The sequence below is a fragment of the Streptomyces sp. NPDC006450 genome (assembly GCF_040612195.1).
In the GTDB taxonomy this organism is placed as follows: Bacteria; Actinomycetota; Actinomycetes; order Streptomycetales; family Streptomycetaceae; genus Streptomyces.
In genome coordinates, this window is the sequence record NZ_JBEXPT010000075.1 from 1 (window position 1) to 12,493 (window position 12,493).

The 12,493-nt window shown below is 73.1% G+C and carries 10 protein-coding genes; 7 read left to right on the forward strand and 3 right to left on the reverse strand.

Annotation, left to right across the window (positions count from 1 at the left end):
- Nucleotides 1–157: 157 nt before the first annotated feature.
- Together ABZY57_RS21425 and ABZY57_RS21430 are read right to left on the reverse strand one after the other, a co-directional pair.
- Nucleotides 158–403: an antitoxin gene (locus tag ABZY57_RS21425; protein WP_356514193.1), complete on the reverse strand. Its 246-nt coding sequence runs from the start codon at nt 401–403 to the stop codon at nt 158–160.
- A 22-nt stretch (nt 404–425) separates the two neighbouring features.
- Nucleotides 426–641 (reverse strand): gliding motility protein, encoded by a 216-nt coding sequence (locus ABZY57_RS21430; RefSeq protein ID WP_356514195.1) that lies wholly within the window; start codon nt 639–641, stop codon nt 426–428.
- Between the two features lie 174 nt (nt 642–815).
- Here ABZY57_RS21430 and miaA point away from each other — a divergent pair, with 174 nt between their 5' ends.
- The 6 genes from miaA (at nt 816) to hflX (ending at nt 8,914) form a co-directional block, all read left to right on the forward strand.
- Nucleotides 816–1,754, forward strand: a complete 939-nt coding sequence (miaA, locus tag ABZY57_RS21435) for a tRNA (adenosine(37)-N6)-dimethylallyltransferase MiaA (protein ID WP_356514197.1) — start codon at nt 816–818, stop codon at nt 1,752–1,754.
- Nucleotides 1,755–1,943: 189 nt separating this feature from the next.
- A complete protein-coding gene (locus tag ABZY57_RS21440; RefSeq protein WP_356514199.1) occupies nt 1,944–2,492 on the forward strand; it encodes a hypothetical protein in 549 nt (182 codons plus the stop codon).
- Between the two features lie 76 nt (nt 2,493–2,568).
- Entirely contained in the window at nt 2,569–3,444 is an 876-nt protein-coding gene (gene dapF, locus ABZY57_RS21445) for a diaminopimelate epimerase (RefSeq protein ID WP_356514201.1), read from the forward strand.
- A gap of 140 nt (nt 3,445–3,584) precedes the next feature.
- Nucleotides 3,585–5,675: an HD domain-containing protein gene (locus ABZY57_RS21450; RefSeq protein ID WP_356514203.1), complete on the forward strand. Its 2,091-nt coding sequence runs from the start codon at nt 3,585–3,587 to the stop codon at nt 5,673–5,675.
- A gap of 76 nt (nt 5,676–5,751) precedes the next feature.
- Entirely contained in the window at nt 5,752–7,200 is a 1,449-nt protein-coding gene (locus ABZY57_RS21455) for a M1 family metallopeptidase (protein ID WP_356514205.1), read from the forward strand.
- A gap of 205 nt (nt 7,201–7,405) precedes the next feature.
- Nucleotides 7,406–8,914 carry a GTPase HflX gene (gene hflX / locus ABZY57_RS21460; RefSeq protein WP_356514207.1) on the forward strand — a complete coding sequence of 503 codons (1,509 nt, stop codon included), beginning with the start codon at nt 7,406–7,408 and terminating at the stop codon, nt 8,912–8,914.
- 156 nt (nt 8,915–9,070) lie between these two features.
- Here hflX and ABZY57_RS21465 read toward each other — a convergent pair whose 3' ends face one another.
- On the reverse strand, nt 9,071–10,240 hold the full coding sequence (locus ABZY57_RS21465) for a hypothetical protein (RefSeq protein ID WP_356514209.1): 1,170 nt from the start codon (nt 10,238–10,240) through the stop codon (nt 9,071–9,073).
- A gap of 388 nt (nt 10,241–10,628) precedes the next feature.
- Here ABZY57_RS21465 and ABZY57_RS21470 point away from each other — a divergent pair, with 388 nt between their 5' ends.
- Entirely contained in the window at nt 10,629–11,960 is a 1,332-nt protein-coding gene (locus tag ABZY57_RS21470; protein ID WP_356514233.1) for a diaminobutyrate--2-oxoglutarate transaminase family protein, read from the forward strand.
- Nucleotides 11,961–12,493 lie beyond the last annotated feature (533 nt).

Sequence of the window (12,493 nt, forward strand, 5' to 3'; positions counted from 1 at the left end):
AGCACCTCCTCATGCGCTTCGGCCACCCACCGGCACCCGACGACGAGGCCGGGGGGGCCCCCCCCCCCCCCCCCGCCCCCCCCCCCCCCCCCCCCGCGCGCCCCCACACCGGGCCCCGCGCCCCCCCCCCCCCCCCTTCCGGGATTGCGTGACCGCGTCAGGAGGCGGCCGGCGGCGTCGGCCCGCCGGGAGCGTCCTTGTGCGCGATCTTGCCCAGGGCGTCCTTCGCCTTGTCCGCGCCGCTGGAGATGTGGCCGCTGTACTTGCCCTTGGTCTTGGAGTCGACGGCCTTGGCCACCTTCTCCAGATTCTGGGCGATCTTGCCCTCGTGCTGAGCAGCGAGGTCGCCGACCTTGTCCTTGGCGGGCGCGAGCTTGGCCTTCAGATTGTCCAGCAGGCCCATGGGTCACCTTTCAATAGCGAGGCTACTTACGGGCACCCTCTGCGGCCTCGCTGTCCGCGCCGACCTCCGCCGTCTGCTGCTTCGGGATCCCGACGGCCTCCACCGCGCTCTCCTCCGCCGCAGCCTGCTCGGTCCCGGCCTCGTCAGCCGTCGCGGACTCCACCGTCAGATCCGCGGAAACGGCCTCTTCGGTCGTCGCCTGGGTCTTACGGCCGAGAAGCCGGTCCAAAATGCCCATGTCTACTCCTATAACGTTACTCGTGTGAGTGAAGTTCCGCCGTGGACGGGCCGCCGTACGGCGAGCGCACGCCCGGCCGGAACCCCGCCAAGGCAACGACCCCGGTCCGGTCCCGTCACGTAGCTCGATCGGGTACATGGCATGGCCTTGACCGGGGGCTGCGAGACTGGTGCGGTGAGGAAAGCAGCCCCCGCCCCGCGGGTCATCGCCGTCGTAGGACCCACCGCGGCCGGAAAGTCCGATCTGGGCGTAGCCCTGGCCCGCCATTTCGACGGCGAAGTCGTCAACGCCGACTCGATGCAGCTGTACCGGGGGATGGACATCGGTACCGCCAAACTGACGACCGAGGAGCGCGGAGGGGTCCCGCACCACCTCCTCGACATCTGGGACGTCACCGAGACGGCGAGCGTCGCCGAGTACCAGCGCCTCGCCCGCGCCGAGATCGACGAGCTGCTCGCCCAGGGCCGTACGCCGGTCCTCGTCGGCGGTTCCGGCCTCTACGTCCGCGGCGCGCTCGACGCCATGGAGTTCCCCGGCACCGACCCCGAGGTCCGGGCCCGGCTGGAGGCCGAGGTCACCCTGCGCGGCCCCGGCGCCCTGCACGCCCGCCTCGCGGCCGCCGACCCGGCCGCCGCGCAGGCCATCCTGCCCAGCAACGGCCGCCGCATCGTGCGCGCGCTGGAGGTCATCGAGATCACCGGACGGCCGTTCACCGCGAACCTGCCCGGCCACGAGTCCGTCTACGACACGGTCCAGATCGGCGTGGACGTGGCCCGGCCCGAGCTCGACGAGCGGATCGCGCTGCGCGTGGACCGGATGTGGGAGGCCGGGCTGGTGGACGAGGTCCGCACGCTGGAGGCCGCCGGCCTGCGGGGCGGAATCACCGCCTCGCGGGCGCTCGGCTACCAGCAGGTGCTGGCCGCCCTGGCCGGGGAGTGCACGGAGGAGGAGGCCCGCACGGAAACGGTCCGCGCCACCAAGCGCTTCGCCCGCAGGCAGGACTCGTGGTTCCGCCGCGACCCGAGGGTGCACTGGCTCAGCGGGGCGGCCGAGGACCGGGGAGAACTCGCCGGACTCGCGCAGTCGTTGGTCGAACGAGCGGTCACAGCCTGATCACGTGATGGCATCGGGACGCCCCGCACGCCCGTCCCGGGCCTGACGGCGTGCCATCATCAAACTTCCGCCGGTGCCGTCACCGGCGGTGAACGACGGCGTACGAAGTCCAAGTGGGGAGGGCGCGTGGCGATGGAGGCCGGCCCTCGTGACACCGGTCGGGACGACACCCGACGGGAATCGGACCCGATGCTTCACCGTGCCCTCGCCGACGGCGACGGGCCGCCCGGCGGAGCGCCGGTGGACGCCGACGGATTCACCGACCTCGCCGACGGACTCACCGGCGGGCTCGCACTGCCCGCGGACGCCGACGGACTCGGACTGCCCGCGGATCCCGCGCGGCTGACCCCCGACGGTCCGGACGCGCCGGACCCCGCCGAGGCGGAGGCGGCCGCCGCCCCCGCCTTCGAGGTGGAACTGCGTCCCCAGCGCCGGCTGAGGCTGTGGCAGATCGCCCCCATCGTCATGCTGGCCGCTGCCGGATCCCTGATGTTCGCCTTCCCGCTCGCCTTCGAGTTCGGCGACGGCGGAGCGGTCGTCGCCATGCTCGGCTTCCTCATCAGCTGCTGCGCCGGCGGCTGGGGCCTGATGGCCGCGCGCCGCGTGGGCTACGCCCTGCCGGGGCTCCCGGCCCGCGGTTCGGGGCAGCGGCCCGACTGGCGCCTCGCCCTGCTCTACGCGCTGGTCGCGCTGGGCGTCGTCGCGCTCGCGGTGTACCGGGTGGCCCGGCTCCGGTAGGGCCTGTCGTCGGACTCCCGTCGTCGCCCGAAGGGCGGCCCGGCCGTGCCGGGCGCCGCCTCGGTACCATGGGCGGGTGACGCAGACCAGCCTTTCCTTCCTCAAGGGCCACGGCACCGAGAACGACTTCGTGATCGTCCCGGACCCCGACAACGCCATCGAGCTGCCGGCCTCCGCCGTCGCGCGGCTGTGCGACCGGCGGGCCGGGATCGGCGCGGACGGCGTGCTGCACGTCGTGCGCTCCGCCGCGCACCCCGAGGCGGCGCACCTGGCCGACGAGGCCGAGTGGTTCATGGACTACCGCAACAGCGACGGCTCCGTCGCCGAGATGTGCGGCAACGGCGTCCGCGTCTTCGCCCGCTACCTCCAGCACGCCGGCCACGTGGAGCCGGGCGACCTGGCCGTCGCCACGCGCGGCGGGGTCAAGCGGGTGCACCTCGACAAGACCGGCGACGTGACCGTCTCCATGGGCCGCGCCGAGCTCCCCGAGGGAGAGGTCACCGTCTCCGTAGGCGACCGCTCCTGGCCCGCGCGCAACGTCAACATGGGCAACCCGCACGCGGTGGCCTTCGTCGACAGCCTCGACGACGCCGGGAAGCTGCTGGACCCGCCCCCGTACAGCCCGGCGTCCGCCTACCCGACCGGTGTCAACGTCGAGTTCGTCGTCGACCGCGGCCCCCGGCACGTCGCCATGCGCGTCCACGAGCGCGGCTCCGGCGAGACCCGCTCCTGCGGCACCGGCGCCTGCGCGGTCGCCGTGGCCGCCATCCGCCGCGACGGCGCGGACCCGGCCGTCACCGGCGCGCCCGCCACGTACACCGTCGATCTGCCCGGCGGCACCCTGGTCATCACCGAGCACCCCGACGGGCGGATCGAGATGACCGGACCCGCCGTGATCGTGGCCGAGGGCGAGTTCGATCCCGCCTGGCTCACCGAAACGGCTTTCGTCTGAAGCTTCCCTCTAATGGGTGATCCGTTTCACGCTGAGCGAGAGGTGGACTGCGCCACGTGGTGGGGTCGGTAGCATCAGGCACCGGCCCTGAGGGCTCACCCCATGCCCGCCACCGCCGGTCGATGCCGTCGGAGGTGCCCATGAGTGCAGAGGCCACGAACCCCGAAGCACGTCCCGAAGCGCTCCCTGAACTTCGCAGACGTGGCAGGACCAGGCTTGACCTGCGACGACTCGGACGCGCCGCGCTGCTCGGGCCCACGCCCAGGGACCGGCTGCCGGATGCCATCGGCCATGTCGCCGAAGCGCACCGCGCCCACCACCCCGACGCGGACCTGTCGCTCCTGCGCCGCGCGTACCTGCTCGCCGAGACCTCGCACCGCGGCCAGATGCGCAAGAGCGGTGAGCCGTACATCACACATCCGCTCGCCGTCACGCTCATCCTGGCCGAACTGGGCGCCGAGACCACCACGTTGACGGCCTCGCTCCTCCACGACACGGTCGAGGACACCGACGTGACCCTCGATCAGGTCCGCGAGGAGTTCGGCGACGAGGTCTGCTTCATCGTCGACGGCGTCACCAAGGTCGAGAAGATCGACTACGGCGCCGCAGCCGAGCCCGAGACCTTCCGCAAGATGCTCGTCGCCACCGGCAACGACGTCCGCGTGATGTCCATCAAGCTCGCCGACCGGCTGCACAACATGCGCACCCTCGGGGTGATGCGGCCCGAGAAACAGGCACGCATCGCCAAGGTCACCCGCGACGTCCTCATCCCGCTCGCCGAACGGCTCGGCGTACAGGCCCTGAAGACCGAGCTGGAGGACCTCGTCTTCGCGATCCTGCACCCCGAGGAGTACGAGCACACCCGCGCGCTCATCGCGGCCCACGCGGGCGAGCGCGACCCGCTGCCTGCCATCGCCGACTCCGTACGGGCCGTCCTGCGCGACGCGGGCATCGCCGCCGAGGTGGTCGTGAGGCCCCGGCACTTCGTCTCCGTGCACCGCATCTCCCTCAAGCGCGGGGAACTGCGCGGCTCCGACTTCGGCCGGCTGCTGGTCCTCGTGGGGGAGAACGCGGACTGCTATGCCGTGCTGGGGGAGCTGCACACCTGCTTCACCCCGGTCATCTCCGAGTTCAAGGACTTCATCGCCACCCCGAAGTTCAACCTCTACCAGTCCCTGCACACCGCTTTCGCGACGCCCGAGGGGTCCGTGGCCGAGGTCATCGTGCGGACCCGGCAGATGCACCGGGTCGCGGAGGCGGGCGTGGTGGCGCTCGGGAATCCGTACACGGCCCCGCCGTCCGCGGAGCAGCTCGCGGCGGCCGACCGCGACGAGGAGCGGGTGGACCCCACCCGACCCGGCTGGCTGTCACGGCTGCTCGACTGGCAGCAGTCGGCGCCCGACCCCGACACCTTCTGGGACGTCCTGCGCTCGGAGCTGGCCCAGGACCGGGAGATCACCGTGTTCCGCGCCGACGGGGGCACCCTGGGCCTGCCGGCCGGTGCCAGCTGTATCGACGCCGCCTACGCGCAGTACGGCGAGGCGGCCCACGGCTGTATCGGCGCCCGGGTCAACGGGCGCCTGACCTCCCTGTCCTCCCGGCTCTCGGACGGGGACACCGTCCAGCTCCTGCTCGCGCACGACGCCTCCTCCGGGCCCACCGCCGACTGGCTGGAGCACGCCAGGACCCCGGCCGCCCGGATCGCCGTCAGCAGCTGGCTGGAGGCCCACCCCGACGGGGCCCGGCCCGCGGCCGCCGCACCCAGGCCGCCGCTGTCGGTGATCGGCCTCCGCAGCGGCGGGGGCAACGCCGTCGCCGACCTGCCGGACGCCACCGTGCGGCTCGCGGGGTGCTGCACCCCCGTGCCGCCCGACGCGGTCGAGGGGTTCGTCGTACGCGGCGGGGCCGTCACCGTGCACCGGGTCCACTGCGCGACGGTGGCCCAGATGCGGGCGGTGGGGCGGACCCCCGTCGCCGTGCACTGGCGGGCGACCGCGGACTGCCGGGTCACCCTGCTCGCCGAATCGTTCGGCCGCCCGCACCTGCTGGCCGATCTGACCGAGGCCATCGCCCGCGAGGGGGTCGAGGTGGTCTCCGCGACGGTGGAGCCGCCGGTCGAACAACGCGTCCGGCACAGCTACACCTTGCAGCTACCCGACGCGACGGGCCTCCCGGCGCTGATGCGGGCCATGAGGGACGTGCCCGGGGTCTACGACGTCAGCCGGGCGTAGCCCGCCCGACCCCTTTCGGGTGGAGCCGTCGCGCGCCGTTCGCCGGCGCGTGGCGGGCGCTGATAAGCGGTGGGGGATGCAGCTCACCTCCCCGCGCCTGCGCGCCGCCCTGCTGGCCGCGGCCTCCCTCACCCTCGTCGCCGCCGTCGTGCCCCCGCCCCGGGCGCTCGGCATCGGAGACCCGCTCTTCCCCGAGCTCGGGAACCCCGGGTACGACGTGCTCTCGTACGACCTGTCCTTCGCGTACAAGAACAACAGCACCCCCCTCGACGCGGTCACCGTCATCGACGCGCGCAGCCTCGCGCGGCTCGAAACCGTCAACCTCGACTTCACCCACGGGAAGGTGGCCTCCGCCGAGGTCAACGGGGAACCCGCCGGCTTCGTATACGTCGGCGAGGACCTCGTGCTGACCCCCGCCCGGCCGGTGGAGCCCGGCCTGCCCCTCCACATCACCGTCCGGCACACGAGCGACCCGCGCGGCCGCGGCGACGGCGGCTGGGTGGTCACCGAGGACGGGCTGGCGATGGCGAACCAGGCCGACGCCGCGCACCGGGTCTTCCCGTGCAACGACCACCCCGCCGACAAGGCGTACTTCACCTTCCGGGTGAGCGCGCCGGCCGGGACGACGGCGGTGGCCAACGGGGTGCCGGGCGCGCTGCCGGCCCGCCGGGCGGGCGCCGCGACCACGTGGACCTACCGGACGCTGCACCCGATGGCCACCGAGCTCGCCCAGGTGTCGATCGGCGACTCGGCCGTGGTCCACCGCACCGGGCCGCACGGACTTCCGCTGCGCGACGTGGTCCCCGCGGCGGACCGGGAGCGGTTGGAGCCGTGGCTGAAGAAGACCGCCGGGCACATCGAGTGGATGGAGGCACGGGTCGGCCGCTACCCCTTCGAGAACTACGGGGTGCTGATCGCGAAGGCCCGTACCGGCTTCGAGCTGGAAACGCAGACCCTGTCGCTGTTCGAGAGCGCACTCTTCGCGGACAGCGGCGGCTACCCCGAGTGGTACGTCGAGTCCGTGATGGTCCACGAGCTGGCCCACCAGTGGTTCGGCAACAGCGTGAGCCCGCGGACCTGGTCCGACCTGTGGCTCAACGAGGGCCACGCCACCTGGTACGAAGCCCTGTACGCGGACGGCCTCGGCACCTACTCCCTGGAGCGCAGGATGCGCGAGGCCTACCAGCGCTCCGACCAGTGGCGGGCGGCCGGCGGGCCCCCGGCCGCGCCCAAGCCGGCCCCGCCGGGCGAGAAGATCGGGCTGTTCCGGCCCGCGGTCTACGACGGCGCCGCGCTGATCCTGTACGCGCTGCGGCAGGAGATCGGGGCCGGGGCCTTCGACCGGGTGGAGCGCCGCTGGGTGGGGGAGAACCGGGACGCGGTCGCGGGTACGGAGGACTTCGTACGGCTGGCCTCCGAGGAGGCGGGCCGGGACCTGGGGGCGTTCCTGAAGCCGTGGCTGTACGGGAAGAAGACGCCGGCGATGCCGGGCCACCCGGAGTGGAGCGCCGCGAAAAGCGTGTGACGCGTGCGGAACGGGCATGCCACCATCGACGAGGCCGTCCGGCGGCCGCCCGGCGCGACATCCCGGGGAGGTTCCGCAGTCCAGGGGAATCTCGGGGGAGTGTCACACGTTGGACGTGACAGTGTTATGTCACGCGCGGGAGTAGCTTTGGCCTTGGCTCCGCTTCGCCTGACGCGGACGCATTCGAAAACGACGTAAGGATCCAATGACCTCCTCTTCTTCCTCTTCCCAGGACGCGCGGGACGACGCACAGGCTGCGCCGGATCCGCAGAGCTTCACCGAGAGCCTTCGGGCCGACGCCCTGATGGAAGAGGACGTCGCCTGGAGCCACGAGGTCGACGGAGACCGGGACGGCGCCCAGTACGAGCGCTCCGAGCGCGCGGCCCTGCGCCGCGTCGCCGGCCTCTCCACCGAACTCGAAGACGTCACCGAGGTCGAGTACCGCCAGCTCCGCCTGGAGCGGGTCGTCCTCGTGGGCGTATGGACCTCCGGCACGGTGCAGGACGCGGACAACTCCCTCGCGGAGCTCGCCGCACTCGCCGAGACGGCGGGCGCGCTCGTACTCGACGGAGTGATCCAGCGCCGCGACAAGCCCGACCCGGCCACCTTCATCGGTTCCGGCAAGGCACGCGAGCTGCGCGACATCGTGATGGAGAGCGGCGCCGACACCGTCGTCTGCGACGGTGAGCTCAGCCCCGGCCAGCTCATCGCCCTCGAAGACGTCGTCAAGGTGAAGGTGGTCGACCGGACCGCGCTCATCCTCGACATCTTCGCCCAGCACGCCAAGTCCCGGGAGGGCAAGGCGCAGGTCGCACTCGCCCAGATGCAGTACATGCTGCCGCGACTGCGCGGCTGGGGTGCCTCGCTGTCCCGGCAGATGGGTGGCGGCGGCGGTGGCGGCATGGCCACCCGCGGCCCCGGTGAGACCAAGATCGAGACCGACCGGCGCCGGATCCGCGAGAAGATGGCGAAGATGCGCCGGGAGATCGCGGAGATGAAGACCGGCCGCGACATCAAGCGGCAGGAACGGCGCCGCAACAAGGTGCCCTCGGTCGCCATCGCCGGATACACCAACGCCGGCAAGTCCTCGCTGCTCAACCGCCTCACGGGCGCGGGCGTCCTGGTGGAGAACGCACTGTTCGCCACCCTCGACCCGACCGTGCGCCGGGCCGAGACCCCGTCCGGCCGGATCTACACCCTGGCCGACACGGTCGGCTTCGTCCGGCACCTGCCCCACCACCTCGTCGAGGCGTTCCGCTCCACGATGGAGGAGGTCGGCGACTCCGACCTCATCCTGCACATCGTGGACGGCTCGCACCCGGCGCCGGAGGAGCAGCTGGCGGCGGTCCGCGAGGTCATCCGCGAGGTCGGCGCCGTCAAGGTGCCCGAGATCGTGGTGATCAACAAGGCGGACGCGGCCGACCCGCTGGTGCTCCAGCGCCTGCTGCGGATCGAGAAGCGCTCCATCGCCGTCTCGGCGCGCACGGGTCAGGGCATCGAGGAACTCCTCGCGCTCATCGACGCCGAGCTGCCGCGGCCGGCGATCGAGATCGAGGCCGTCGTGCCCTACACGCGCGGCGGGCTGGTCGCCCGGGCCCACGCCGAGGGCGAGGTGATCTCCGAGGAGCACACGGCGGAGGGCACCCTGCTCAAGGCGCGGGTGCACGCGGAGCTGGCGGCGGAGTTCGCTCCGTACGTGCTCGCGAAGCACTGACGCGTACTGATCGAGCGGCTGGACGACTGACCGCCTGACCGCCTGACCGGCTGGACATCTGGACGGCTGGATGGCTGGACGACCGGACGGCTGAACGACCGAGGGCCCCCGCAGCGGCGGGGGCCCTCTGTCATGCGGTGCTCGCGGTGCGTGCGGTTACTTGAACTTGCCGCTCACGGCGTCGAAGACGCCCTTCGCCTCCGGACCCAGCCGGGGCCCGGCCAGCCAGCCCGCCTTGGCGGGGCCGATGGAGGTGTTCGACACCAGCGCGGGCTTGCCGTCGGCACCCGCCGCGACCCAGCCGCCGCCCGAGGAACCGCCGGTCATCGTGCAGCCGATGCGGTACATGGTGGGATCGGTCGCGTTCAGCGACAGCCGGCCCGGCTTGCCGGCGCACTGGAAGGTCTTCTGACCGTCGAACGGAGCCGCCGCCGGGTAGCCGGTGGCCGTCATCTTCGCGATCTTGGGCGCGGCCGGGGCGTTGAACTCCACCGGGAGCGCCGTACCGACCGTCTCCTCCAGCGACTTGCCGCCGCCCTTCTCCGGGGTCACGTGCAGCACCGCGAAGTCGTACGGGGCACCCGCGCCGCCGGTCGGACCGCCGGTCGCGATCCACTGGTCGGAGGTCTGCGCCCAGTCGCTCCACCACACGCCGTACGGGGCCACTTCCTCGCGGGGCGCACCCTTGAGCGCGGCCGCGGACTTGCCCTTGTTGTTGTACGACGGGACGAAGGCGATGTTGCGGTACCAGCCGCCGGCCTTGCCCGCGTGCACGCAGTGGCCGGCCGTCCAGACCATGTTGGACTTGCCGGGGTGCGCCGGGTCCTTGACCACGGTCGCCGAGCAGACCATCGAGCCCTCGGGACCGTCGAAGAACACCTTGCCGGAGGCGGGAACGCTCTGGTGGTAGGGCGGGGTCGCGGCCTTGGCGGCCACCGCAGCCGGGGTCGGGTCGGTGACGCCCTGGTCCTTGCCCGCGTCCGGGTCGACGGCGGGAGGCTGCGGAGTCTTGGCGGCGTCACGCATCCGGTCCGGGTCCCAGAGGTCCTCGATGATCGGGTTGATGTAGTCGCCCGCCTCGCGGAGCCAGTCCTCCTTCTTCCAGTTCTTCCACTCACCCCCCTTCCACTTCTCCAGGTCGATGCCGTGCTCCTTGAGCTTGTCCCTGAGCCCGTCCGGGATCTTGACCCCGTCCAGGCTGGTGGGAAGGCTCACCGCCACGGTCGGCTTGGCGTCGGTCTCACCGTCGCCGGGCCCGCAGGCCGCGGCGGTCAGCGCGAGCGCGGCCGAGCACAGGATCGCGGTGACCGGTCGGATCGGTCGCATGTCGTGAATCCCCCTGGTGGTTCGTGATGGTGCCTGGGTTGGTGGGCGCCTGGGTTGCAGCACCCCACTATGCCGCTGCCGTGGGGGACGGCACAGGCCGGGGCACCGGTTCCCCCGGGCCGGACAAGGATCTTGGGCCCACCCGTGATCCGTCGCCGCCACCGTCGTTGGTACGTACGGGGGATGGGGGAGCAGCGTGGGTGTTCGAAGCGCACCCCGGAAGAGCAACTGTGGGAAGAGCAGTGCGGGAGGAGCGACACTCGTGCCTTTGACGGCTTGGACGGGCGGGCGGGCCCCGGCCGGGGCGGAGGTCCCGGCGCAGGCGAACCGTGGTCCGGAGGCGGGGCAGTTCGCCGAGCCGGATCCGGTCGCGGGTCCGGTCCCGGGTCTGGGGCCGGGTCCGGGGCCGGCGGCGGGGCGTGGGCCGCGTACGGCCGTGGCCGAGGGGATCCTGCGCAGGCAGGCGCAACGGGAGTCCGCCGCGCGGACGTACGCGCGCTCCTTGCCCATCGTGCCCGTGCGCGCACGGGGGTTGACCATCGAGGGGGCCGACGGACGCCGCTACCTCGACTGCCTGTCCGGCGCCGGAACCCTCGCCCTCGGCCACAACCACCCGGTGGTGCTCGAAGCCATCCGCGGAGTCCTCGACTCTGGGGCGCCGCTGCACGTGCTGGACCTCGCGACCCCGGTCAAGGACGCCTTCACCACCGAGCTGTTCGCCACCCTGCCGGCGGAGCTGGCCGCGGACGCCCGCATCCAGTTCTGCGGACCGGCCGGGACGGACGCGGTGGAGGCGGCGCTCACCCTCGTCCGCACCGCGACCGGCCGGTCCGGGATGCTCGCCTTCACGGGGGCCTACCACGGCATGACCGCGGGAGCACTGGCCGTCTCCGGCGGGGCCACGGACGTACGGGTGACCCGGCTGCCGTATCCGCAGGACCGCAGCTGCCCGTTCGGAGTCGGCGGGGCCGAGGGGGCGGAACTGTCGGCCCGTTGGACGCGCAACCTGCTCGACGACCCCAAGAGCGGGGTGCCCGCACCCGCCGGGATGATCGTCGAGCCCGTCCAGGGAGAGGGCGGAGTCCACCCCGCCCCCGACGCCTGGCTGCGCAGGATGCGGGAGATCACGGCGGAGCGGGGGATTCCGCTGATCGCCGACGAGGTCCAGACGGGGGTCGGGCGCACTGGGGCCTTCTGGGGGGTCGACCACGCGGGGGTCGTCCCCGACGTGATGGTGCTCTCCAAAGCCATCGGAGGCAGCCTGCCGCTCGCGGTGATCGTGTACCGGTCGGAGCTGGACCAGTGGGCCCCCGGCGCCCACGCAGGCACCTTCCGCGGCAACCAGCTGGCCATGGCGGCGGGCGCCGCGACGCTGGCCTACGTCCGGGAGAACGGCCTCGCGGAGCGCGCGCGGACCCTGGGCGCGCACATGCTCGCCGCCCTGCGCGGTCTGATCCCGGCCCACCCGTGCGTGGCGGACGTACGGGGCCGCGGGCTGATGATCGGCGTCGAGCTGGCCGACCCCGACACCGGGGAAGCCTCGCCCGACCTCGCCGTGGCCGTCCGCCAGGCCTGTCTGGACCGGGGCCTGATCGTCGAACTCGGCGGCCGCCATTCCAGCGTCGTCCGCCTGCTCCCCCCGCTCACCCTGACCGACGAACAGGCCTCAGCCGTCCTCGACCGCCTCGCCGACGCCATCTCCGCCGCCACCCGCCGCTAAGGACCCCCGATGCCCGACCCCCTCCACCCCTCGTCCCCCCTCCCGCCCCCACCCCCCACGCCTCCGCCCGCCAACACGCTCCCCCCGACGACCTCCTCGGGCCCCGCCCTCCCCCCGTCCGCTGCGGCGCACCCACCGACCAGCCCCGCACAACCCCCACTCCCTCCGCCCGCGGCCACCCCGCCCCCGCCGCCGCCCACCCCGGCGCTGGGGTCCCCGCAGCCTCCGCCCGAGTCCGGGCCGCCGCCAACCGCTGCGCAGCCGACACGGGACTCTCGGCCCGCCCCATCGGCTGCACCGGCACCGGCACCTGCCCCATCCCCGGCCCCTGCCCGGCACCTGCACCTGCCCCATCCTCGGTCCCTGCTCCCGCTCCTGCCCCCGCCCCACCGTCGGCCGCCGCTCCCGCCCCGGCCCCATCCCTGGCCGCTGCTCCGGACCCCGCCCTGGCCCCATTCCTGGCCCCGGCCCCCACTTCTGCTCCCGCCCCAACTCCGGCCACCGCTCCCGACTTGCCCCTGTCGGTGCCGACT